Consider the following 25,500-nt stretch of genomic DNA (forward strand, 5'->3'; position numbering starts at 1 on the left):
ACCCTCAGCGGTGGACCACGCCTGGCAGTACGCAGAGCATTTCGTACAGCAGATTGGCGGCCAGCAGCGAGGTGTTGCCGGTGGTGTCATAAGCGGGCGAGACTTCTACCAGATCGCAGCCGATCAGGTCGAGGCCCTGGCAGCCGCGAACGATTTCAATCGCCTGAATGGTCGTCAGACCACCGATTTCCGGGGTGCCGGTGCCTGGCGCCCAGGCCGGGTCGATGCCGTCGATGTCAAAACTCAGGTACACCGGGCCGCCACCGACTTTCTCGCGCACTTCGGCCATCAGCGGTGCCAGCGACTTGTGCCAGCACTCTTCGGCCTGCACCACGCGGAAGCCCTGATCGCGGCTCCAGTTGAAGTCGTCAGCGGTGTAACCCTGCGCACGCAGGCCAATCTGCACCACGCGGTCGCAGTCCAGGAGACCTTCTTCGACGGCGCGACGGAAGGTCGTACCGTGGGCGATCTTCTCGCCGAACATGTGATCGTTGACGTCAGCGTGGGCATCGATGTGCACCAGACCGACCTTGCCGTGCTTTTTGTGGATCGCACGCAGGATCGGCAGGGTGATGGTGTGGTCGCCACCCAGGGTCATCGGGATCACGTTGTGCTCGAGGATGTTGTCGTAGGCTTCTTCGATGATGCGCACGGCGTCGAGCAGGTTGAAGGTGTTGATCGCCACGTCACCGATGTCGGCAACCGACAGCGAGTCGAACGGCGCAGCGCCGGTGGCCATGTTGTACGGGCGGATCATTACCGATTCGGTGCGGATGTCGCGCGGCCCGAAGCGGGTGCCGGGGCGCAGCGAAGTACCGATGTCCAGTGGCACGCCAACGAAGGCAGCGTCCAGGCCGGCAGCGGTCGGTACATGGGGGAGTCGGAGCATGGTGGCGATGCCGCCGAAGCGCGGCATTTCGTTGCCGCCCAGTGGTTGGTGAAGAATCTTGTCCACGGGTAGGGCCTCATCGTCTTTGTTTTATTTATGTCGGCGCACCGTATTCGCAAGGTCACGGGCACCGCTGTGGGCCGATTCTGCGAAATGTAGTGCGGCGGAAGAATCGCTACGGGCAAATACTTAGTTCAGAAATTTCTAAACTAATGAGAGGGAGATGGATAGACTTCTCGCTGATCGTTCCCACGTCGAGGCGTCGAACCGTCCGCGTGGGAATGCATCCCGTGACGCTCCGCGTCACAGCCGTGAAGCGGACGCAGAGCGTCCAAGGCGGCATTCCCACGCAGAGCGTGGGAACGATCTATGGGGAACGATCCTTGGAGTAGACATGGCCAACGCTTTACCCGACCTGAAACTTTTGCGCATCTTCGTCAGCGTCGTGCGCCATCAGGGGTTTGCCAACGCGCAGCAGGAACTCAACCTGTCGACCTCGGCGATCAGCACCTACATGAGCCAGCTCGAAGCCGCGCTGGGTCTGGTGCTGTGCCATCGCGGGCGCGGTGGTTTCAGCCTGACCAGCAAGGGCGAGCTGTTCCATCAGGAAACCCTGCGCCTGCTGGCCGAGCTCGAAGGCTTCGAGCAATACGCCGCAGCACTCAAGGGTGAACTGCGTGGCACGCTCAACCTTGGGGTGATCGACTCCACAGTCAGCGACAAGGCCCTGCCGTTCGCCGAAGCCATCGGCGCCTACAGCCAGGAACATCCGGCGGTGCATTTGCATTTGTCGGTGATGAGCCCGTATGAACTGCAACTCGGCGTGCAGGACAACCGACTCGATCTGGCCATTGGCGCGTTCTCCACGCGCATGAGCGGTCTGGTGTACATGCCGCTGTACCGCGAGCAGCACTGGCTGTATTGCAGCAGCCGTCACCCGTTGTTCAACGAACGGCGGATTCCCGAGCAGGTCATCACCCAGCAACGCATGGTCGGACGCGGTTACTGGAGCCAGGCCGAACTGGCGCGTCACGGTTTCAAGCACAGCGCTGCGACCGTGGAAAGTATGGAAGCGCAGCTGATTCTGGTGCTGTCCGGCGCCTACATCGGTTACCTGCCGGAGCACTACGCCCAGGCCTGGGCCGACAAGGGCGATTTGCGGGTGCTGCTGCCGGCGACCTTCGGTTATCAGGCGCCGTTTTCCATGATCATGCGCCGTGGCCGCAGCCGCGAGCCGCTGATCCAGACTTTCCGCGACCTGCTCAAAGCGCAGCTCAATCAGGCATAAGACAATGTCCAGACCCCAATGCCCGCGCTGCCTGCGCCCACAAACCCACTGCCTTTGCCCGCTGATCCCCAGCCTCGACAGCCGCACCCGGGTGTTGCTGTTGCAGCACCCGAGCGAGGTCAATCATGCGCTCAACACGGCACGGCTGGCGGCGCTCGGTTTGAACAATGCCGAGCTGATCGTCGGTGAAGTGTTCGAGGATCTGCCCGCGCTGCTGAACCGACCGGGGTATCGGGCGCGTTTGCTGTTTCCGGCGGAGGATGCGCAGCCGATGCAGGCTTACGCCGCATCGGATGAGCCGCTGTTGCTGGTGGTGCCGGATGGCACGTGGCGCAAGGCGCGCAAGATGCTGCACCTCAATCCGCTGCTGGCGGCGTTGCCACGAGTGACTTTGGCCGAGGGTGGGGTTTCCCGGTATCGGCTGCGCAAGGCACCGGGGCCGGGGGCGTTGTCGACGATCGAGGCGATTGTTCAGGCGTTGCAGACGCTGGAAGCGCCGGTCTCTTTCGAGCCGTTGCTCAAGCCGTTCGAGGCGTTGATTGAAGGGCAGATTGCGGCGATGGGGGAAGAGACTTTCCAGAAGAATCACGGAGGCTGATCGGACTGATACTGATCGCCTGATCGTTCCCACGCTCCGCGTGGGAATGCCGCCCGGGACGCTCCGCGTCCCTTCGCGACGGTGACGCAGAGCGTCACTGGATGCATTCCCACGCAGAGCGTGGGAACGATCAACGTGAGAGCGATCAATCACTAGCGCTCGCGCATCGCCTCGGTCCGGGCCTTCAGCACCGGTTTGAGCAGGTAATCCAGCACGCTTTTCTCCCCGGTAATGATGTCCACCGTCGCCACCATCCCCGGAATGATCAGCAACGGTTTCACATCCCCGCCCAAATGGTTTTTGTCGGTTCGCACCTGGATCAGGTAGAAGCTGTTGCCCTTGTCGTCGGTGATGGTGTCGGCGCCGATCAGCTCAAGCTTGGCGCTGAGTCCGCCGTAGATCGTGTAGTCGTAGGCGCTGAACTTGACCATGGCTTTCTGACCCGGATGCAGGAACGCCACGTCCTGCGGCCGGACCTTGGCTTCGATCAACAGGTTGTCTTCCAGCGGCACGATTTCCACCATGTCGCTGCCCGGCTGCACCACGCCGCCGATGGTGTTGACCTTCATCTGCTTGATCACCCCGCGCACCGGCGAAGTCACAGTGGTGCGGCTGACGCGGTCGTCGATGGCGATGCTCGACGCGGTGATTTTCGACAGGTCGGTGCGTTTCTCGTTCAGCTCTTTGGCCGCTTCGGAGCGGAAGGTCTGTTCCGATTCGTCGATCTTGCTCTTGATCTCGTTGATCGCCGATTCGGCCCGGGGAATGGCGAGCGTCGTGGCATTCAACGAGCCACGAATTTCCACTGCGCTACGGCGTAGACGGAGGATCTCCACAGGCGATACCGCGCCGGTTTTCACCAGCGGTTCCGACATGTTCATTTCCTGTTGCAGCAGCGCCAGGCTCGAACTGTATTGCCCCTGTTTCGACCGAAACTCCGCCAGCTCCTGTGCCTTCTGCCGCAGCTGTTCGCTGAGGGTGCGTTGCTCGCTGGCCAGTCGCCGTTGCCGCTGCTCGTACAGCGAGCGCTCGTCCTCGGCGACTTGCGGGGCCTTGGCGATCACCTCGTCCGAGAGCTTGAACGGCCGGCCTTCGGCTTCGGCGGACAAGCGTTCGACCTGCGCGGTCAGCGCATAACGATCAGCCTCGCTCTCACCCTTGTTCGACAGAAACCGCGTGTCATCCAGACGCAGCAAGGTGTCGCCCTTGCTGACCATTTGCCCTTCACGCACGAAGATCTCGGTGACGATCCCGCCTTCGAGGTTCTGGATCACCTGAACCTTGCTCGACGGAATCGCCTTGCCTTCGCCCATGGTCACTTCCTGAAGCACGGCGAACTTGGCCCAGACCAGCGCGCTGATCAGCAGCGCCGCCGCCAGCCACACGGTGATGCGCGACCAGCGCGGCGAATCCTGCAACGAGGCGCCGGCGGTTTCCGGCATGAATTCGGCTTCGGCGCTTTTACCGAAACTGTCGAAGTAGCCGCGCGGTTTTGAAGAGGAGGAAGCAGACATGGGGCAACTCCTAGACCGCTGCCGAGCCGACCCGGCCCTTGCGCAGTGCATCGATGACCGCTTCTTTCGGACCGTCGGCGACGATCCGGCCGTTGTCCAGTACCAGCAACCTGTCCACCAGGCTCAGCATCGAGGTGCGGTGGGTGACCAGCAGCAAGGTTTTGCCCTGCACCCAGCCGTGCAGCTTCTGGCGCAGGACGTCTTCGCTGCTGTTGTCCATGGCGCTGGTGGGTTCGTCGAGCAGCATGATCGGCGGGTCGAGCAACAGCGCCCGTGCCAGCAACACGGCTTGGCGCTGGCCACCGGAGAGCAGTTGCCCGCGCTCGCCCACCGGCCGGTCGAAGCCTTGCGGGTGCTGGCGGGCGAGCTCGGTGACGCCGGTCAGTTCGGCCACTTCAAGCATCCGTGAATCGCTGATATAGCGGGCGCCGAGGGTCAGGTTGTCACGCAGGCTGCCGGCCAGCAGCGGCAGGTCATGGGCGACGTAACCGATCTGCTGGCGCAGGTCGGCGACATCCAGTTGCCGCAGGTCGAGGCCGTCGAGCAGCAACTGGCCTTCTTCCGGTTCGTAGAAGCCCATCACCAGTCGCGCCAACGTACTTTTGCCCGAGCCGCTGCGGCCGATGATGCCGATCCGCTCGCCGGGTTTGACGCTGAAACTGACGTTGCTCAGGGCCGGCGCATTCTGGCCGTTGTAATGGAAAGTCACGGCGTTGGCGTCCAGCGCGCCTTGCAGTTGCGTGCGTTCCAGTGGCCGTTGTTTACCGTCGCGCTCCTGAGGCAGGGACATCAGCGCGTCGGTGCTTTTCATGGTCAGTTGCGCTTGCTGGTAGCGGGTAATCAACCCGGCGATCTGGCCCAGTGGCGCGAGCACGCGGCTGCCGAGCATGTAACTGGCCACCAGCGCGCCGACACTTAGGTTGCCGGCGATGATGCTGTAGACCCCGGCCACAATCGTCGCCATCCCCGAAAACTGCTGGATGAACAGCGTGCCGTTGGTGGCCAGCGCCGAGAGATTACGGGCGTGGCTGTCGAGGCGGGTGAGGGCGCCATGGGTGCTTTCCCATTTGTGCTGGCGCTCGCTTTCGGCGCTGCACGCCTTGAGGGTTTCCAGGCCGCCGAGGGTTTCGATCAGCAACGCCTGGCGCTCGGCGCCGAGGCTCAGGCTTTTCTGCACGGTGTCGCGCAGGCGGGCCTGAATGATCATCGCGAACACGATCGTGATCGGAAACGCCAGCAGCGGAATCACCACCAGCCAGCCACCGAGCAGGCCGATCACCACCAGCATCAACACCACGAAAGGCAGGTCGATCAGGCTGGTCAGGGTCACGGCGGTGAGAAATTCCCGCAGGCCCTGAAAGTCGTGAATGCTCTGGGCGAATCCGCCGATGGTCGCCGGCCGGGCCTTCATCGACATGCCGGTGATGCGCTCGAATAAAGTCGCGGAAAGGATCACATCGGTTTTCTTGCCGGCGGTGTCCAGTAAGTGCGCGCGCACCACTCGCAGCACCAGTTCGAAACCGGTGCCGATCAACAATCCGATCGACAGCACCCACAGCGTCGACGTGGCCTGATTGGGCACCACGCGGTCGTAGGTCTGCATGACAAACAGCGGCACCATCAGGCCCAGCAGGTTGATCAGGAAACTGGCGAGGATCGCGTCGCTGTACAGCCATTTCGACAGCTTCAGGGTGTCGCGAAACCACGCTTGCACCCGTGGCACCAACGGTGAACGCAGGTCTTCCAGTTCATGCCGTGGCCGGGCGAACAGGGCCTGGCCGCTGTAGTGTTCGGTGAGCTCTTCACGGCTGACCCATTGCTCGCCGCCGTCGGCTTCACTGGGCAGGATCAGCGCCTTGCCGTCTTCGGCAAACCGCCGCAGCACCGCCGTGCGCCCGTTGCCCAACAGCAACAGCACCGGCAGGTTCAGCGGTGAAATGTCTTTGAGTTCCCGGCGCAGCAAGCGCGCCTGCAACCCGGCCCGGGCTGCGGCGCGGGGCAGCAGGTCCAGGCTCAGGCGTTGTTTGTCCAGGGGCAGCCCGGCGCTCAGGCTGGCGCGACTGACCGTCGCGCCATGCAGTTTGCAGAGGATCAACAGACCGTCGAGCAACGGGTCATCGAAACTCAGCCGCGGATCGATCCCGGTGTTACCGGGTTGCATGCTGGTCATATTGATCGCTCCCCTGGCACTACTTCAGTTGATCGTTCCCACGTCGAGGCGTCGAACCGTCCGCGTGGGAATGCCTCTAGGGACGCTCAGCGTCCAGTGACGCGGAGCGTCACGGGCTGCATTCCCACGCAGAGCGTGGGAACGATCAGATCACAGCTTTCGACAGCTCCGGCAGCGTGGTTATTTCAGCTCTGGCAAGCGTGCTTCGTTCTTCACCTCGGTCGCGGCAATCGCATCGGCCGGCAGCACGACCCGCTGTTTGTTTAACAACTGGCCCATGTTCGCCAGCACGCGGTACATCGAATATTCCTCGGTGTAGCGGATTTCGGTGTAGCGACGGTTGGCGTTGTACAGCTCGTTCTCACTGTCGAGCAGGTCGAGCAGGGTGCGCTGGCCGAGGCCGAACTGGTCCTGATACGCGGCGCGCACACGCTTGGTGGTTTCGGCGTATTCGCGGGCGGTCGGGGTCTGTTTCTTGGCGTTGACCATGGCGTTCCAGGCCAGGTGAATGTTCTCGTTGAGCTGGCGCAGGGCGTTGTTGCGGATGTCCATCGCCTGGTTGATCTGGTGCGCGTCGGAGGCCAGTCGTGCCTTGTCGCTGCCGCCACGGAACAGGTTGTAGTTCATCACCACACCGACCCGCCATTCGTTGTCGTGGCCCTCGTCGCCCTGCACGTTGTTGTTGGCGCCGACTGCCGCCTCCGCATCGAAGCGTGGGTAGAACGGCGACTTGGCGACTTCGTACTGGCTCTCGGCCGATTGCACGTCAGCCTGGGCGGATTTCAGGTACGGGTTGTTCTCGACCATGCTCTGCTGGGCTTCGGGCAGGGTGGCGGGCAACTCGCCACGGGTCGATGCGGGGGTTTCCAGTTCATCCGGCATACGCCCGACCACGCTGTAGAAGTTCGACTCGGCGTCGGCCAGATCGACTTCGGCGGTGTCGAGGTTGTTCTGTGCCAGCGCCTTACGGGCGACCGACTGATCGGAGTCGGCGGTGCTGCCCACGCCGCGCTCGGTGCGCAGGCCGATCTGATCGTTGACGCGCAAGTGTGCCTGCAGGTTGTTCCTGGCCAGGGTCACCAGTTCACGGCGCTTGAGCACTTCGAGGTAGACCTCGATGGTGCGCAGGGCCAGGTCCTGGGCGGTGCCTTGCGCGTAATAGGCGCGCGAGTTGGAAACGCCCTTGGTGCGCTCGACTTCGTTGGCAGTGTTGAAACCGTCGAACAGCATCTGCCGCAGACGCAACTCGGACTGGGTGTAATTGAGGATTTCGGTGTGGTGATTACCGAAGGCCCGGGTGTTGGTGTTGTCGGTGTAACCGCGCCCGTAAGCAGCGTTCAGATCCACCGACGGATAGAAGCCGCCCTTGGCGACTTTCACCTGTTCATCAGCTGACAGGCGCGCGTCCACGCGCGAGGCAAGTTCCGGGTGGGTGGCGATGGTGCTCTGGATCGCTTCGGTGAGGTTCATGGCCTGGGCTTGGGAAGTGCAAGCCATGGCCAGCAAAACCGCGCTGCAGAGGGGGGTTAGTACGCGCATGGGTGCATCTCCCTGAGTCCTGATGGTGTTCCGCTGTCGCCAATTTATTGACGATATTTTTAGTAGAAAGCGTTTCATGCCTGTAACAACAGAGCTAAGAACATCCTGAAGCGTAGCTAAGAAAAAATTTTCATATGGGTTATGCCAAAAAAAACTTATGCGGTTCGCCAAATCCAGCACATTGTTCCACTCGAAAGCCTTTGTTTTATGAGCTTTAGGGAGCACAGAAAGGCTTGAGGAAAGTTCCACTCACTTTGCGACATACGGCGAAGTACTGCTAAAGGGGAGGGACGCGTAGCGGCTGATGAGCGACATTTTTTTGTCACTCGGGTGATTCACCACCGTTACGTAGCGTTAGTGGGCCTGCTGCATCGAACAGAGATTCCAAGTGCTTGATGGCGCTGGAGTTTCTGGATTTGCGCAACCTGCGAAACGAACTGTCGAGGTGCGAGCGTCGCCCCGACAACCCGCTTGAGCCATGGGCTGCTTCGCGAACCAGCGCCGACGGTGGTCGGCAGCGGAGGAATGCACATGGCAACGCTCATCGGGATCGTCACTAAAGTCATTGGTCAGGTTTTCGCTCAATCGGCAGACGGCATTCGCCGCCCATTGGTCGAAGGCGATCGGCTGTTTGCAGGGGATCAATTGATCACCGGGGCGGAGGGCGCGGTTGCCGTCCATCTGCAAAATGGCCAGGAGCTGACCCTCGGTCGGGACAGCAGCCTGACCATGACCGGCCAGTTGCTCGCCGATCAGGCCGCCCACGTCAATGCTCCGGAAGCGGTGACCCCGAGCGAGTCGCAACTGACCGACGTCGAACAGATCCAGAAAGCCATTGCCGCCGGCGATGACCCGACCAAAACCGCCGAAGCGACAGCGGCCGGCCCCGGAGCAACCGGTGGCGCGCCAGGTGGCCTGGGCGGCGGCCACAGTTTTGTATTGCTGACCGAAGTGGCGGGCCGGGTCGATCCGGTCATCGGTTTCCCCACCGCCGGTTTCAATGGCATTCCCGAGTTTCCCGAAGAACGCCACAACGCGGTGATCGACAACGGTGACGACACCGCGCCGATCGCTCCACCACCACCGCCAGTCAACAATCCGGTCACACTCACCGGGCTGTCTGTTGCCGGTGGCGAATTGAATCTCAACGAAGCCAATCTGCCCGACGGTTCCGCCGCCAACCCTGGCGCGCTGACCCAGACCGGCAGCTTCACGGTGTCGGCGCCGGACGGCCTGAGCAGCCTGAGCATCGGCGGCATCAACGTGATCGTCGGTGGCGTGCCGATCGGTTTCCCGCAATCGATCACCACACAACTGGGCAACACCCTGACCATCACCGGCTACAACCCGGCCACCGGCACGGTCAGCTACAGCTACACCCTCAACGGCAACGAAACCCACGCGGCGGGCGACGGTGCCAATAACCTCAGCGAACAATTCACCGTGATCGCCGGCGACAGCAATGGCGACACCGCCACCGGCACGCTGGACGTCAACATCACCGACGACGTGCCCAAGGCTGTCGATGACACAAATCCGAACACCGTCTCGGAAACCCTGCTGACCCTGACCGGCAACGTGCTGCCGAACGACACCCAGGGCGCCGACCGGATCCCCGTCGGCCCCAACAGTGGCCCGGTGGTCGGTGGCACCTTCACCGGCACTTACGGCACCCTGGTGCTGAATGCCAACGGCACTTACACCTACACGCTGAACACCAGCGATGCCGACTTCAAAGCCTTGCACGGTGGTGGCAGCGGCACCGAGACCTTCACCTACACCCTGCGCGATGCCGACGGCGACACCAGCACCGCGAACCTCGTTTTGCAGATCCACAACAACGACGACCCGGTGGTCATCAACGGGTTGAACGTCGAGGGCGGTGAACTCACCGTCTACGAGAAAAACCTCGGCGACGGCAGCGCCCCGGATTCGGGAGCCCTGACCCAGAGCGGCACCTTCACCATCACTGCTCTTGATGGCGTCACTACGCTGACCATCGGCGGCATCGCCGTGGTCACCAACGGTGTGGCCGCAGGCTTCCCGCAATCGGTGACCACGCCACTGGGCAGCACGCTGACCATCACCGGCTTCAACGCGGCGACCGGCGTCGTCAGCTACAGCTACACCCTGGTCGACAACGAAGCGCATCCAACCGCCAACGGCGCCAACGTGCTCAACGAGCAGTTCGCCGTGACCGTGGTCGATGACAACGGCACCACCGCCAACGCGACGCTGGACGTGAACATCGTCGACGACCTGCCAAAAGGCGTGGACGACAGCAACACGGGCACCGCTTCGGAGTCCAACCTCACCTTGGGCGGCAACGTCCTGACCAACGACGTGCAAGGCGCCGACCGCGTACCGACCGGGCCGAATGCCGGCCCAATCACCGCAGGCACCTTCACCGGGACTTACGGCACCTTGGTATTGAACGCCAACGGCACATACACCTACACCCTCAACACCAACGATGCAGACTTCAAAAACCTGCACGGCGGCGGCAACGGCACCGAGACCTTCACCTACACCATCACCGATGCCGACGGCGACACCAGCACCGCGAACCTCGTCCTGCAGATCCACAACAACGACGATCCGGTGATCATCAACGGCCTCGACGTGAATGGTGGTGAACTCACCGTCTACGAGAAAAACCTCGGTGACGGCAGCAGCCCTGATGCTCCAGCCCTGACCCAAAGCGGCACCTTCACCATCACAGCTCTCGATGGTGTCACCACCCTGACCATCGGCGGCATTGCCGTGGTCACCAATGGTGTTGCCGCAGGCTTCCCGCAATCCACCGTCACACCACTGGGCAGCACGCTGACGATTACCGGCTTCAACGCGGCAACCGGCGTCGTCAGCTACAGCTACACCCTGGTCGACAACGAAGCGCATCCAACCGCCAACGGCGCCAACGTGCTCAACGAGCAGTTCGCCGTGACCGTGGTCGATGACAACGGCACCACCGCCAACGCGACGCTGGACGTGAACATCGTCGACGACCTGCCAAAAGGCGTGGACGACAGCAACACGGGCACCGCTTCGGAGTCCAACCTCACCTTGGGCGGCAACGTCCTGACCAACGACGTGCAAGGCGCCGACCGCGTACCGACCGGCCCGAATGCCGGCCCAATCACCGCAGGCACCTTCACCGGGACTTACGGCACCTTGGTATTGAACGCCAACGGCACATACACCTACACCCTCAACACCAACGATGCAGACTTCAAAAACCTGCACGGCGGCGGCAACGGCACTGAAACCTTCACCTACACCATCACCGATGCCGACGGCGATACCAGCACCGCCAACCTGGTGCTGAACATCCACAACAACGACGATCAGGTCTACCTCAACGGCCTCGACGTCAACGGCGGTGAACTCACCGTCTACGAGAAAAACCTCAGCGACGGCACCAGCCCCAACACCCCGGCGCTGACCCAAAGCGGCACCTTCACCGTCACCGCCCTCGACGGTCTGCAAACCCTGACCGTGGGCGGCATTGCCGTGATCACCAATGGCGTCGCGGCCGGCTTCCCGCAATCGGCGGTCACCCCGCTGGGCAGCACGCTGACCATCACCGGATACGACCCGGCCACCGGCGTGGTCAGCTACAGCTACACCCTGGTGGATAACGAAACCCATCCGACCGCCAACGGCGCCAACAGCATCACCGAGAACTTCAACGTGGTGGCGACCGATACCGATGGCAGCACCGCCACCGGACAGATCAACGTCAACATCATCGATGACCTGCCGACCGCCAAACCCGACGCGACGTCGGTGCAGGAGGGCGGCACCGTCAGCGGCAACGTGCTGGACAACGACATCGGCGGCGCTGACGGCCCGGCAGCCAGTGGCGCGGTCGTGGGCGTGCGCGCCGGTTCCGACACCTCGACCTCGGCCATCGGCGGCCTCAACAGCAACATCAACGGCACCTACGGCTACCTGACCCTCGACGCCAACGGCAACGCGGTCTATCACAGCAACCCGAATACCGTGAGCGGCCCGGGTGCGGTGGACGTGTTCGTGTACACCGTGCGTGATTCCGACGGTGATGAAAGCACCACCACCATCACCATCGACGTTTCCAACAGCAAGCTGTGCGCGGTCAGCGACACCGACGTCACCGTGTACGAAAAAGCCCTCGACCTGACCAAGGACGGGCAAGACCTGGCCCCTGGCACGGTCACCGGCAGCGATCCGACCAGCACCGGGGAAACCGCGTCCGGCACGCTGGTCGGCTCGGTCACCGGCGCGGTCGGTGCGATCAGCTACGCGCTGGTCGGCAGCGCCACCGGCAACTACGGGCAGATCGTGCTCAACCCCAACGGCACGTACACCTACACCCTGACCTCACCGGCCAGCACCACCCCGCACGCCGATGACGGCGCCAACACCCTGACCGAAACCTTCACCTACCAGGCCACCGATTCGCTGGGCAACGTCGTCACCAGCACCATCGTGGTCAGCATCGTCGATGACGTGCCGAAGGCGATCAACGACAGCAACGCCAGCACCGCGTCGGAAACCCAGTTGACCCTCAACGGCAACGTGCTGACCAACGACGTGCAAGGCGCCGACGTGGTGGCGACCGGCCCGAATGCCGGCCCGATCACCCCCGGCACCTTCACCGGGACTTACGGGACTTTGGTGCTGAACGCCAACGGCACGTACACCTACACGCTGAACACCAACGATGCAGACTTCAAAAACCTGCACGGCGGTGGCAACGGCACCGAGACCTTCACCTACACCCTGACCGATGCCGACGGCGATACCAGCACTGCGAATCTGGTGCTGAACATTCACAACAACGACGATCCGGTGGTCCTCAACGGCCTCGACGTGAATGGCGGCGAGCTGACCGTCTATGAGAAAAACCTCAGCGACGGCACCAGCCCCAACACCCCGGCATTGACCCAGAGCGGCACTTTCACCGTCACCGCGCTCGACGGTCTGCAAACCCTGACCGTGGGCGGCATCGCCGTGATGACCAACGGCGTGGCCGCCGGCTTCCCGCAATCGACCGTCACCCCGCTGGGCAGCACGCTGACCATCACCGGTTACAACCCGACTACCGGCGTGGTGAGTTACAGCTACACCCTGGTCGATAACGAAACCCACCCGAACGCCAACGGCGCCAACAGCATCACCGAGAACTTCAACGTGGTGGCGACGGACACCGACGGCAGCACGGCGACCGGGCAGATCAACGTCAACATCATCGATGACCTGCCGACCGCCAAACCCGACACCGGCTCGGTGGCGGAGGGCGGCACGGTCAACATCAGCGTGCTGGGCAACGATGTCAGCGGCGCAGATGGCGCGGCGATCGTGGTCGGCGTGCGCGCCGGCAGTAACACTGCGACCTCGGCCATCGGTGGCCTCGGCAACAACATCAACGGCAGCTACGGTTACCTGACCCTTGATGCGGCCGGCAACGCGGTCTATCACAGCAACCCGAACTCGGTGAGCCCGCCGGGCGCCACCGACACTTTCACCTACACCATCCGCGACAGTGACGGCGACGAAAGCACCACCACCATCACCGTCAATGTCGCCGACAGCAAACTCGTGGCTTCGACCGATCAGGACGTGACCGTCTACGAAAAAGCCCTCGACCTGACCAAGGACGGGCAAGACCTGGCCCCCGGCACGGTCACCGGCAGCGACCCGGGCAACACCGGCGAAACCTCGACCGGCACATTGGTCGGTTCGGTCAGCGGTGGCAGCGGGGCGATCACCTACACCCTGGTCGGCAGCGCCACCGGGACTTACGGGCAGATCCAGCTCAACGCCGACGGCACCTACACCTACACCCTGACCTCGGCGCCGAAAACCACGCCGAACGCCAACGACGGGCCGAACACCCTGAGCGAAAGTTTCACCTACAAAGCCACCGATGCGCTGGGCAACAGCACCACCAGCACCATCGTGGTCAACATCGTCGACGACGTGCCCAAAGCGGTGACCTCGGATCGTTCGGTGGCGGCGGTGGAGATCGACTCCAACATCCTCATCGTCCTCGACATCTCCGGCAGCATGGCCGACGCCTCCGGCGTGCCGGGCCTGTCGCGGCTGGAACTGGCCAAGCAGGCAATCAGCGCCTTGCTCGACAAGTACGACGATCTGGGTGATGTGAAAGTGCAACTCGTCACCTTCAGCAGCAACGCCACTGACCGCACTTCGGTGTGGGTCGATGTCGCCACGGCCAAGACGATACTGGCCGGCCTCAGCGCGGGCGGCGGCACCAACTACGACGCGGCCGTGGCGACCATGTACAACGCGTTCAACACCTCGGGCAAACTCACCGGGGCGCAGAACGTCGGCTACTTCTTCTCCGACGGCAAACCCAACGAGGGTGACATCGGCACCGCCGACGAAGCGACGCTCAAGGCGTTCCTCGATGCCAACAACATCAAGAACTACGCGATCGGCCTGGGTAGCGGCGTGAGCAACGCCAACCTCGATCCGCTGGCGTACGACGGCATCACCCACACCAACACCAACGCGGTGGTGGTCACTGATCTCAACCAGCTCAACTCGGTGCTGTCCGGCACGGTGCAGGGCGCGCCGGTCACCGGTTCGTTGATCGGCGAGGGCGGCACGTTCGGCGCCGATGGCGGGTTCATCAAATCCATTGTGGTCGACGGCACCACCTACACCTATGACCCGAAAGCCAACGGTGGCCAGGGTTCACTGGTCGCCAGCGGCGGCGCCAACCACGGCACGTTCAACACGGTGAACAACACCCTGAGCATCGCCACCAACAACAGCGGCACCCTGGTGGTCAACCTCGATACCGGCGACTACAGCTACACCTCGCAGAAAACCACCGCCGTGGTGATCACCGAGAACATCGGCTTCACCCTCAGCGACAACGACGGCGACCTTGCCAGCTCGACGCTGACCGTGAAAGTGATCCCCAACGCGCCTCCGGTAGCGGCGGACGATCACATCATCACCAACGTGCTGTCGGGCAACATCGTGGTGCCGGGTGAACTGTTGCTGGCCAACGATACCGACCCGAACGGCGATACGCTCAACGCCACGCCAACCTCGTTCAACACCGGCTGGATCTCCAAATCGGCAGACTTCACCGGCACCGGCGCGATCAGCTTCACCGGCACCAACGCCAACACCGCCGCCAACCAGAACCTGGCCAACGTGCGTAATTCGTTCAGCGCCAACGCCGCGACCATGACCGCCGTGCTGGTGGTCAGCGGCTACCTCGGCGCGGTGACCAACACCAACGCCAACGATGAAGACCGCATCACCGTCAACCTGCGCCAGGGCGAAACCCTCAACCTGGACCACAACCTGGCGGCCGGTCATATCACCATGGAGTACTCGATCAACGGTGGCGCCTACATCGCACTCGCCGACGGCCAGACCCTGACCGCGACGTCCGACGGCGTCTACCAGATCCACATCACCAACATCACCAACACCACGGGCAGCAACGCCAACGCGGCGGAAAACTACCAGCTGACCATGACCCTCAACTACGCCGGGGCCCACGACATCACCCCGGACTACCACGGCACCTACACCGCCAACGACAACCACGGCGGCAGCGACACGGCGAACGTGACCATCAGCTATCAAGACGGCCACACCCTCACTGGCACCTCGGGCGATGACGTACTGGTGGCCGGCACCGGCGACAACATCATCAACGCCGGCGACGGCAACGACGTGCTCACCGCAGGCTCCGGCAACAACGAACTGCACGGCGGCGCCGGCAACGACTTGCTCTACAGCGGCCCGGGCAATGACCTGCTCGACGGCGGAACCGGCATCGACACCGCCAGCTATGCCCACGCGACTGCCGGGGTGACGGTCAACCTCGGCCTGCTCGGTGCGCAAAACACCATTGGCGCCGGGACAGACACCCTGACCGGTATCGAAAACCTCGTCGGCTCGAACTTCAACGACACCCTCACCGGCGACAACAATAACAACGTGATCAACGGCGGCCTGGGCAACGACATCCTCAACGGCGGCGGGGGCGATGACCTGCTGATCGGCGGGATGGGCAACAACACCCTCACCGGCGGACCGGGCGCCGACACCTTCCAGTGGCTCAAGGGCAACAGCGGCCACGACCTCGTCACCGACTTCACCCCCGGCACCGACAAGCTCGACCTGTCGCAACTGCTGCAAGGTGAAAACGGCACGTCGGCGTCACTGGATGACTACCTGCACTTCACCGTCACCGGCAGCGGCGCCTCGGTCATGACCAGCATCGACGTCAGCGCCATGGCCGGCGCCACGCCGAACCAGACCATCGACCTGGCCGGCGTCAACCTGGCGAGCCACTACGGTGTAACGCCGGGGGCGGGTGGGTTGATCGCCAGCGGGCATGACACGGCGACGATCATCAACGGCATGTTGAATGATCATTCGTTGAAGGTGGACACGGTTTGATCTGAACGCTGAAACGACAAAACCCGCCGTCCCGATCAAACGGGACGGCGGGTTTTGTTTTGCGCGTCGATCGCCCCCACCTCGAAACACTTGATCGTTCCCACGCTCCGCGTGGGAATGCCTCAATGGACGCTCTGCGTCCGCTCTTTGGGACGCAGAGCGTCCCGGGCTGCATTCCCACGCAGAGCGTGGGAACGATCAGACGGCGGGTTTTTCTTTGCTCAGGCTACAGCAGGCGCATCAGCCTTCAACTCCAGATTATCCAGCACCCGATTCACCGCCAGCTCACCCAGCATGATCAACTGCGCAATCCCTAACAACACATGCCGGTGCGAGCCATCCACCAGCCCGGCGAAGTCATTGGCCATGGTCTTGGCCGAAGTCAGGGTTTCGCACGCATCGGCCAGCAGTTCTTCGCTGTCGATACCGGGCGCGATGAGGTAGCGGGTGTTGGGTTTGAGCAGCGGTTTTCGGGGGAGGAGGGGATTGAGGTAATGATCGAGCGCGCGCTCGGCGGCTTCGTGGAATTTCTTGGAGTCGAGGGTTTCGTAGGGGGAAGTCGAATCGACTTCGGGCGGGTTTGGCGTTGGTTTGATCATGGTGAAGCTCCTTGAGAAATGGAGCCGTCATCCATCGCTGCTAAACGAAGGGGGTGGCGGCTGAACGCGGGTTAGCAGACCAGGCTCAAGGATCCCGGCGCACCGAAGTGCCCCACGTCAGCCGCCATGACAAAACATTGGCGACACCAACGTGCCTTGAAGTTAACCGGGCTGCTAAACCCGATCGCTGCTTTTCAGCGACCGCCAAACAATAGAACCCGCCCCCAAGGCGCACAAGCCGGCGGATTCTGGCGGATGCGTAGGCAAAGGCGCAAGGTTGCGTGGTCTGACAGATATAACTTTCAACACTATTCAACAAGGATTTGCGAAGGCGCGAAAAGGATAAACCCGCGCTCCCGGTTGATCAGGAAGGCGGGCTTTTCGAACTCGGTGAGTGCTCTAATCAAGATCTTACGGAAAGCGTGTGCCGGATCGATGTAGAGAACGGGAGGTGTGCAATCTTCTGAATCTCTCCCTCGATGAACTCCTGAATATCAATTTGAGGGAACTCTTCAAACATCTCCATGATTGCATGTGCAGTGTCCAGATGCGGGCGAATGGCCTCCTGCCGCATTGCACGCAGTGCTCCATTTTGGGCATCCAGGTTGAAAATGCGCAACGTCTCAAGAGCTCTGCGCCGTGCACGGTCATTCAGATCGGCGCGTGGAATAATGGTGCCATCTTTGACGAAGATTAAAAAATCATCGGGATCGTCTACGTCAGGTTTGATCAGGAGATTGTGATCATACGGGCCGCAGTCATCTTTGAATTTGCCGCAGGCATCTTCCCGATTGCATGAGCCAAACAAGTTGGTCCAGTCGAAAGTGCCCTGTGGGTAACGATCTCTCTGCCGAAAGTGCTCGATGTGAGCACGTTTGAGGTTGCTGATATCTGCGTCGCAGTAGGCGCAACGGGTGTCTTGCATAGCTCGAAGGTGCTCCCATACTTGGTCGCGTTCGGGCTGTGTTGGAGATTGAAGAGTCCATCTATGCACGCCATGTCTGTAGCGGGTAAGACATGGCGGGCTGTCACCTCGAACAAGCTTTCGCATTGGCCGATTCCTTTGTCCTTACTGTTTCGTCAGTTGCTTGCGCTTGAAGGCTTCAAGACGGATCAGTCGATCGCAATCCAGCATATATGGGTGCTGGGTTGTGAAGTGCTTTTCCAGATACGTTCGTAGCTCCAATCCTTCTGCTGTTTCATGCAGATTTTGTTGGATCAAACCCTTGTACAAACTCAGGTTTCGTGCAGGCTCATTGTTGGGTGTCGGGTCGATATCCATGACATGCGCCAGTACCTGGGAGCTAGCTACTCCTTGAGTCTGTTGATCTACATTACTCACAGTGATGCGCCTGATTCCTTCGTCGGATACGGTCTGTAACACTCGGATGCAATGTGCAGGGACTGAGGTGAGGACCTGAGGACTGTGAGTAGTGACGATGAACTGAATTTTGGGGAATGCGTTAAGCAAATCAGGTATTACGGTTTGTTGCCACGCGGGATGAAGGTGCATATCGACTTCGTCGATCAGAACCACGCCCCTTGATTGGTATGATGCGGCGCTTCCAAGGTGGGGGTTCAGCTTTACGCAGCGATAGGCGATATCGGCTGCCAAGGCAACAATGTTGCGGATACCGTCGCTGAGCTGGCTGACTTTCAGCACGCCATGTATTGGGTGTTCCAGCACCAAATCTGCGAATTCACTACTGTAGGCCAGATTTCTCCATCCAGTTTGTGATTCAAGCATCGAGTTAACTGCGTATTGGACTGCTTTAAACCGGATTCAAAAAATCGTCTTTAACATCGAAAGTAGCTTTTCCACGTTCAAGACTGCGAATTTGTTCTTCGCGATAGCTGCGAAAAATTCGTGTGTACCATTTGCTGAACTGTTTGTAATTGGACGCAGGGTCAAGACTGTCCCGATATCCATAGGTTCTGGAAAACTCTGCGTTATCGACGGGATCAGAAGTGGGGGTGTTATCCCTCCACAGGCGACTCGTACCGTAATACGCCAGAACGGGCAGATTGATCGTTTCGCTGACATCCATCAAGACGTTGTGAAAGATCCAGCCTTGTAGAATGCGAGCTCTGTTTTCAAGAGCTCGCGCGCCCGGATCGCTGCGGGTTTTCGTCCCCTTACGGATGCTGATTCGACTGCGCGACCACGAAGTTTCGGTGTCCTGGAAATGAGCATGAGCTGTCAATCGAGCTGGAAGAGAGGGCTCCATTTGATGTGTCTTGACCGGACGTAAAAAAACATCGTCGGGCTGAATGCCGGTCAGGGGAGCGTTACCCAAGTCAAAACCGCGCACAAAGGGCCACAGCGCCACCTTGAGAGCATCAAGCAAACTAGTCTTGCCTTGACCGTTACGCGCAACCAGTAAGGTGAGCTGCGGGTCCAGTTCGAGCGTCAGTGCAGGAAAGCAGCGGTAATTTTCCAGCTCGAGCCTGATCAGTTTCAAAGACTTTCCTCCATGTAGACCGATGCCAGGCTACGGCAGTCGCTGTATTTGCGGGAACCAATTTGGCGCAAATTCTACTGTGAATGAAAACAGGTGAATACCTGTTCGCCATCCCGTAATGCTTCAAGATTTATTCAGGGTCTTCTGCCGCAAGATATAAACCGTCACCAGCACCGCACTGGTCAACATGAACCCCCGCGCCCACACCAGCGGCACCAGGTAGCACGAGAACAGAATGCTCACCCACATCAGCCCGATCGCGTAGACCTTGCCTTTGAGCGGAATGCCGTTGCCGTCGAGGTAGTCGCGGATCCATGGCCCGAGCCGGGGATGCTCGACCAGCCATTGATAGAAACGCGGAGAGCTGCGGGCAAAGCACGCGGCTGCCAGCAGAAGGAAGGGGGTGGTGGGGAGAACAGGCAGGAATATCCCGATCACCCCCAATGCCACGCTCAGCCAGCCGATGGCCAGCAGGATGTAGCGCAACATCAGGGGGCGGTTGCCTATGGGGTTGTCCATAGGCCGGATCTTAGTGGTGACGTGGCTTGAGGATCGCCGGTTTTTCGTCGGGCGCCTGGCACAGCAGGTACAGCGCGGTCAGGGCTTCCGGGATCTGGACGATCATGTCGTCCATCAGGTTGGCGTCCTTGGCGATGTCTTCGAACTCGGGCTGTTCGTCGAACAGGCCCGAACCGACCATGATCGGCAGGAGCATTTCGCTGACTTCTTCTTCGGCGGTTTCGAACCAGGCCGCTTCGCGCAGGAACACGCCTTCCATGAAGCCGATGCACCAGCCGCGCAGTTCGGAATCGTCCGGGTCGTCGCCCAGGTCCAGTTCGCATGGCAGCTCGAATTCTTCATCGGAGGCCAGTTGGCGGGCGATGTGGGCTTTCAGGCCGATCAGCGTGGCTTCGATCTCTTCGCGCTGGGCTTCGCTGCTGTAATGCGGCTCTTCGGCGAACAGGGCGTCGATCCACTCACGATCCGGGACCACGTCGGCGCAGATCGACAGCGCAGTCAGGTAACCGTGAGCGGCCACGTAGTCCAGCGCCTCTTCATGCAGCTCGTCGGCGTCGAGGAAGACTTGCAGGCGGGTTAGTTGCTCGGCGAAGGACATTAAAGGGCTACCTTGGGGGAATAAACAATGCGGGAATTCTAGGCCTTCTTGAGCCCTCAAGCCAGCCGCACGGCAGATTTGCCCGCACAAGCATCTTATCGGCGGTGCCCTTTGCCGGGGAGGGCTCGGGTATACTGCCGCGCTTTGCGATCCCTGCCGGTGTCGCAGCTGATTGTGTACGGCGCGGTGCAATGCGCGCTTACGTTTTGTTTAAAGCAGCCTCGGCTGTCTTGAACCAGCCTGTGCAGGGATGTTTCGGTGGATTTTTGGAGTTTTTATGCTCGAACAGGCTCAACGCGTCCTCAAGGACATCTTCGGCTACGACAGTTTCCGTGGCCGTCAGGGTGCAATCATTGAGCGCGTGGCCAGTGGCGGTGATGCCCTTGTCCTGATGCCGACCGGCGGCGGCAAGTCCCTGTGCTTCCAGGTGCCGGCGCTGCTGCGCGATGGCCTGGCGGTGGTGGTTTCGCCGCTGATCGCTTTGATGGACGATCAGGTCGCCACCCTCGAAGAGCTGGGCGTGGCCGCCGCCGCGTTGAACTCCACACTGAGCGCCGAACAGCAGCGCGACCTCGCCAACCGGATCAAGCGCGGCGAAGTGAAAATGCTGTATCTGGCGCCGGAGCGTCTGGTGCAGCCGCGCATGCTGTCGTTCCTGCAAGGCTTGAACATCGCGCTGTTCGCCATCGACGAAGCGCACTGCGTATCGCAATGGGGCCATGACTTCCGCCCGGAATACCTGCAACTGGGGCAGTTGGCGGAAATGTTCCCCGACGTTCCGCGCATCGCCCTGACCGCCACCGCCGACAAACGCACCCGCGAAGAGATCGTCACCCGCCTGCATTTGCAGAACGCCGAGCGCTTCCTCTCAAGCTTCGACCGGCCGAACATCTTCTACCGCATCGTGCCCAAGGAGCAGCCGCGCAAGCAGTTGCTGGCGTTCCTCGCCGAGCGGCGCAGCGATGCCGGCATCGTCTACTGCCTGTCGCGCAAGAAGGTGGAGGAGGTGGCCGCGTTTCTCACCGAGCAGGGCTTCCCGGCGCTGCCGTATCACGCCGGTCTGCCCAACGATCTGCGCGCCTATCACCAGAAACGCTTCCTCAACGAGGAAGGCCTGATCATGGTCGCCACCGTGGCGTTCGGCATGGGCATCGACAAACCCAACGTGCGCTTCGTCGCTCACCTCGACCTGCCGAAATCCCTTGAGGCGTATTACCAGGAAACCGGACGCGGCGGCCGTGACGGTCTGCCGGCGGACGCGTGGATGGCCTACGGTCTGCAAGACGTGGTGATGCTCAAGCAGATGCTGCAGAACTCCGAGGGCGACGAGCGCCACAAGCGTCTGGAGCAGCACAAGCTCGACGCCATGCTCTCGCTCTGCGAAGAAACCCGCTGCCGCCGTCAGGCGCTGCTGGCGTACTTCGACGAAGACATGCCCGAGCCGTGCGGCCACTGCGACAACTGCACCGACGGTGTACAGACCTGGGATGCCACCGAGCCTGCGCGTCAGGCGCTGTCGGCGATCTACCGCACCGGCCAGCGTTATGGCGTCGGCCATCTGGTGGACGTGCTGCTGGGCAAGGACAACGAAAAGGTCCGCAGCTTCGGCCATCAGCACCTGTCGGTGTACGGCGTCGGCAAGGCGTTGAGCGAGAGCGAATGGCGCTCGCTGTTCCGTCAGCTGGTTGCCCGCGGTCTGGCCGATGTCGATCACGAAGGTTATGGCGGGCTGCGCCTGAGCGACACCTGCCGTCCGCTGCTCAAGGGGGAAGTGAGCCTGGAGCTGCGCCGCGACCTCAAGCCGCAAGTCAGCGCCAAGAGCGGCAGCAAGAGCCCGGCCAGCCAACTCGTGCGCGGCGAAGAGCGCGAACAGTGGGAAGCGTTGCGTGCCCTGCGGCGCAAACTGGCGGAAGAACATGGCGTGCCGCCGTATGTCATCTTCCCCGACTCGACCCTGCTGGAAATGCTCCGCAGCCAGCCGACCTCGCTGGCGGATATGGCACGGGTCAGCGGCGTCGGCGCGCGCAAGCTGGAGCGTTACGGCGAGGCCTTCCTCGAAGTGCTCGGCGGCGAGGCCGAGGCGCCGAAAGTGGTGGCCGACGTGCGCCACGAACTGATCACCCTGGCCCGCGCCGGCATGACGCCGTTGCAGATCTCCGGTCAGTTGCAGTGCTCGGAAAAGAACGTCTACACCATGCTCGCCGAAGCCATCGGCAAGCAGCAGCTGTCGCTCGAGCAAGCGCTGGATTTGCCGGAAGACCTGATGGGGGAAGTCCAGGATGCGTTCCTCGACGGCGAAGGCGAGTTGCCGTCGGTCGCCGAAGTGGCCGAGCTGTTTGCCGGTCGCGTACCGGAGGGCGTGCTTTACTGCGTGCGGGCTGCGCTGCAATCCGAGTTTGAAATGTAAGAGGGCGTTTGTGCCAACCGTTATACGGTTGTAACGATTCAGTACAGGACGCCTCTTGCCTATAGCCAAATGTCATGCTTAGCTGACTAATAATTAGTTTTTCTCTATTTGTTCAGTCTAATCATGAGTGTTTTATGCCGTTAACCGATCAACACCGTTTTGGCATGCAATTGGCCCAGATGTCGCGTGGCTGGCGTGCCGAACTGGATCGCCGGCTGGCCGGTCTGGGCTTGTCCCAGGCACGCTGGCTGGTGCTGCTGCATCTGGCGCGCTTCGAAGAGGCGCCGACCCAGCGGGAGCTGGCGCAAAGCGTCGGCGTCGAAGGGCCGACCCTGGCCCGTCTGCTCGACAGCCTGGAAAGCCAGGGCCTGGTGCAACGCCAGTCCGTGATGGAAGACCGCCGGGCGAAAAAAATCGTGCTGTGCGCACCGGCCCTGCCGCTGATCGAACAGATCGAAACCATCGCCACGCAACTGCGCAAGGAATTGTTCGAAGGCGTCGACGAGGCGGATCTGAAGGTCTGCATGCGGGTTCACGGGCACATTCTGGCCAATCTGGAAAAGTCTTGAGGCACAACCGCGTGCCGTTTTTTTGAGAGATCGCGCTGGGCAGACTATAAGAACTACTGGGCAATATCGTGTTCGTACCGGATGTGCGAACGCATAGAAGTCGGTTTTGCTTATTTAAGGGATGCTCATGCTCGGAAGTCGGCACGTGGTACTGCGTTGCGCCAACTCGCTGTTGGTGGCCGGTGTTCTCACCTGGTCCACCGCGTCATTGGCGCTGGGGCTCGGTGACATCACCGTGCATTCAGCCCTCAATCAGCCGCTCAAGGCTGACATCGCTCTGGTGGATGTCGGGGGCGTCGGCGAAAGCGAACTGGCGGTTCGTCTGGCCTCGGCGGACGAGTTTGGCCGCGCCGGCATCGAGCGCGTGTTCTTTCTCAATGACCTCAAGTTCACTCCGATCCTGCGTGGCAATCGCAACATGATTCGGGTGACGTCCAGCAAACCGGTCAACGAACCCTTTCTGAATTTCCTCGTGCAGCTCGATCAGCCCAATGGCCACCTGCTGCGCGAATACACCGTGCTGATCGATCCGCCGGGTACTCCGGGGATTGTCCCGACTACCGATGAGCCAACTGCGCGTGCGCAATCGTCGGAATTCCCGACCCCCGAGGCGCCGTCCGCAACCACGCCGGCCAAACCTGCTGCGCCGGTGCAGCCGCCGGCTCCGGTCGCCGACGCCCAGGCCGAGCAACTGGCGGCGAGCCTTGTGCAGAACCAGCAACTGCAAAAAACCATCGATGAATTGAACGTGAAGCTTCAGGCCCAGGAAGTGCTGATCGCTGACGGCAAGAAACAGCTCGGTGATTTGCAGGCCCGGCTGATTGAAGTGCAACAGGCGCCGCCGGCACCGGTAGCGCCCGTGGCACCTGCGCCTGCGCCGGTCATTGCCCCGGTCGAGTCTCAGGAGGATTCACTCAACTGGCCGCTGCTTGGCGGACTGCTGCTGGTACTGGGATTGTTGGTGGCAGGGCTGTATGTGCGCCGGCAACGCCAGCAGGCGCAAGGGTCTGAGTCGCCGACACCGTTCCTGCCGGTACGAAACGAACCCCTGGTCGACGACGCCGAACCGATGCAGCCGAGTGCCGTTCACAGTGCGGTCGAACATCGCGAGGAACACGCCAACGGCGATGTGCTGGAAGCGGTCGGTATTTATCTGGCCTACGGACGCTTGGGCGAGGCCGCCGGTTTGTTGCGTGATGCGTTGCAGCGGGAACCGGAGCGCATCGACCTCGGCGTGCAATTGCTTGAAGTGCTGGGGCGGCAGGGCGACACCCCGGCCTATGACGAGCAGGAAAATCGTCTGCGCCAGCTCGGGGTCGAGGATCAGCGCTTGCAGGAGATTCGCGCCCGCTACCCGAAACTGGTCAGCGCCGCGCCTTTGGTGGCGGCGGCCCCGGTGATTGCCGCGCTGCCGATCGAACCCCCTGTGGAGCCGGAACCCGAAGACAATTTCGAACTGAATCTGGATCAACTCTCGATGGCCTCCAGTTGGGATCTTGAGGAAACTCGCCCGGCCACCACAGCACCTGAACAGCCGCCATCAACGCTGGGTTCCGATCTGCAGGTACTGCCACAGGATTTCGAATTGCCGGAAACCCTGGCCGACGACGCCGAAACCGCCGAGCTGGAATGGATCGTCGAACCGGAAACGCAGCCGCTGGATGAGGACTTCCTCAACGAGTTTGGCGATCCCGGCACGTCGCTCTCGCTCGAACCACTGGAGCTACAAGCCCCGGAACCCGAACCCTCAGACACCGCCAACGCCGGCAAACTCGAACAGGCCCAGACCTGCATCGACCACGGCGATATCGACAGCGCCATTGCCTTGCTCAACGAACTGCTCAAGGAAGCCGACGAACCCCTCAGGCAAACGGCGCGCACGCTGTTGGCGGGGATTCGTTGACTGCCG

16 protein-coding genes are annotated in these 25,500 nt (G+C 61.5%); 6 read left to right on the forward strand and 10 right to left on the reverse strand.

All coding sequences use genetic code 11. The features are described from left to right. Positions 1 to 4: 4 nt before the first annotated feature. Positions 5 to 955 carry an agmatinase gene (speB, locus tag LOY31_RS07485; protein WP_003222717.1) on the reverse strand — a complete coding sequence of 317 codons (951 nt, stop codon included), beginning with the start codon at positions 953 to 955 and terminating at the stop codon, positions 5 to 7. Positions 956 to 1,283: 328 nt separating this feature from the next. On the opposite strand from speB, the gene LOY31_RS07490 reads away from it, so the two are divergent. Both LOY31_RS07490 and LOY31_RS07495 read left to right on the forward strand, forming a co-directional pair. Continuing rightward, complete coding sequence (locus tag LOY31_RS07490; protein ID WP_007956593.1) at positions 1,284 to 2,177, forward strand: LysR family transcriptional regulator; 894 nt, start codon at positions 1,284 to 1,286, stop codon at positions 2,175 to 2,177. 4 nt (positions 2,178 to 2,181) lie between these two features. Continuing rightward, positions 2,182 to 2,775: a tRNA-uridine aminocarboxypropyltransferase gene (locus LOY31_RS07495; RefSeq protein ID WP_127797250.1), complete on the forward strand. Its 594-nt coding sequence runs from the start codon at positions 2,182 to 2,184 to the stop codon at positions 2,773 to 2,775. Between the two features lie 152 nt (positions 2,776 to 2,927). Here LOY31_RS07495 and LOY31_RS07500 read toward each other — a convergent pair whose 3' ends face one another. The 3 genes from LOY31_RS07500 to LOY31_RS07510 all read right to left on the reverse strand — a co-directional run bounded on the left by LOY31_RS07500 (position 2,928) and on the right by LOY31_RS07510 (position 7,998). After that, on the reverse strand, positions 2,928 to 4,289 hold the full coding sequence (locus LOY31_RS07500) for an HlyD family type I secretion periplasmic adaptor subunit (protein WP_085605682.1): 1,362 nt from the start codon (positions 4,287 to 4,289) through the stop codon (positions 2,928 to 2,930). Positions 4,290 to 4,299: 10 nt separating this feature from the next. Continuing rightward, entirely contained in the window at positions 4,300 to 6,459 is a 2,160-nt protein-coding gene (locus LOY31_RS07505; protein WP_007956599.1) for a type I secretion system permease/ATPase, read from the reverse strand. Positions 6,460 to 6,639: 180 nt separating this feature from the next. Then, positions 6,640 to 7,998: a TolC family outer membrane protein gene (locus LOY31_RS07510; RefSeq protein ID WP_258713054.1), complete on the reverse strand. Its 1,359-nt coding sequence runs from the start codon at positions 7,996 to 7,998 to the stop codon at positions 6,640 to 6,642. 531 nt (positions 7,999 to 8,529) lie between these two features. Between LOY31_RS07510 and LOY31_RS07515 the strand changes: the two genes are divergently transcribed. Continuing rightward, positions 8,530 to 16,437: a retention module-containing protein gene (locus tag LOY31_RS07515; RefSeq protein WP_258713055.1), complete on the forward strand. Its 7,908-nt coding sequence runs from the start codon at positions 8,530 to 8,532 to the stop codon at positions 16,435 to 16,437. A 221-nt stretch (positions 16,438 to 16,658) separates the two neighbouring features. Here LOY31_RS07515 and LOY31_RS07520 read toward each other — a convergent pair whose 3' ends face one another. The 6 genes from LOY31_RS07520 to LOY31_RS07545 form a co-directional block, all read right to left on the reverse strand. After that, the gene (locus tag LOY31_RS07520) at positions 16,659 to 17,036 is read right to left on the reverse strand and encodes a DUF6124 family protein (protein WP_258713056.1); all 378 of its coding nucleotides are present in this window, start codon (positions 17,034 to 17,036) and stop codon (positions 16,659 to 16,661) included. Positions 17,037 to 17,439: 403 nt separating this feature from the next. After that, entirely contained in the window at positions 17,440 to 18,087 is a 648-nt protein-coding gene (gene ptuB, locus LOY31_RS07525; protein ID WP_221533365.1) for a retron Ec78 anti-phage system effector HNH endonuclease PtuB, read from the reverse strand. Between the two features lie 18 nt (positions 18,088 to 18,105). Next, entirely contained in the window at positions 18,106 to 18,783 is a 678-nt protein-coding gene (locus tag LOY31_RS07530; RefSeq protein ID WP_258713057.1) for an AAA family ATPase, read from the reverse strand. A gap of 25 nt (positions 18,784 to 18,808) precedes the next feature. Beyond that, positions 18,809 to 19,498, reverse strand: coding sequence for an AAA family ATPase (locus tag LOY31_RS07535; protein ID WP_258713058.1), 690 nt, complete (start codon positions 19,496 to 19,498; stop codon positions 18,809 to 18,811). A 123-nt stretch (positions 19,499 to 19,621) separates the two neighbouring features. Beyond that, entirely contained in the window at positions 19,622 to 20,017 is a 396-nt protein-coding gene (locus LOY31_RS07540) for a YbaN family protein (RefSeq protein ID WP_221533363.1), read from the reverse strand. A gap of 10 nt (positions 20,018 to 20,027) precedes the next feature. Beyond that, on the reverse strand, positions 20,028 to 20,615 hold the full coding sequence (locus LOY31_RS07545) for a YecA family protein (RefSeq protein WP_007958400.1): 588 nt from the start codon (positions 20,613 to 20,615) through the stop codon (positions 20,028 to 20,030). 277 nt (positions 20,616 to 20,892) lie between these two features. On the opposite strand from LOY31_RS07545, the gene recQ reads away from it, so the two are divergent. The 3 genes from recQ to LOY31_RS07560 all read left to right on the forward strand — a co-directional run bounded on the left by recQ (position 20,893) and on the right by LOY31_RS07560 (position 25,494). Next, entirely contained in the window at positions 20,893 to 23,022 is a 2,130-nt protein-coding gene (gene recQ, locus LOY31_RS07550; RefSeq protein ID WP_007958398.1) for a DNA helicase RecQ, read from the forward strand. Between the two features lie 134 nt (positions 23,023 to 23,156). After that, entirely contained in the window at positions 23,157 to 23,591 is a 435-nt protein-coding gene (locus tag LOY31_RS07555) for a MarR family transcriptional regulator (RefSeq protein ID WP_039765478.1), read from the forward strand. Positions 23,592 to 23,718: 127 nt separating this feature from the next. After that, the gene (locus LOY31_RS07560; protein WP_258713059.1) at positions 23,719 to 25,494 is read left to right on the forward strand and encodes a FimV/HubP family polar landmark protein; all 1,776 of its coding nucleotides are present in this window, start codon (positions 23,719 to 23,721) and stop codon (positions 25,492 to 25,494) included. Positions 25,495 to 25,500 lie beyond the last annotated feature (6 nt).

The sequence above is a fragment of the Pseudomonas sp. B21-021 genome (assembly GCF_024749205.1).
GTDB lineage: Bacteria > Pseudomonadota > Gammaproteobacteria > Pseudomonadales > Pseudomonadaceae > Aquipseudomonas > Aquipseudomonas paraglycinae.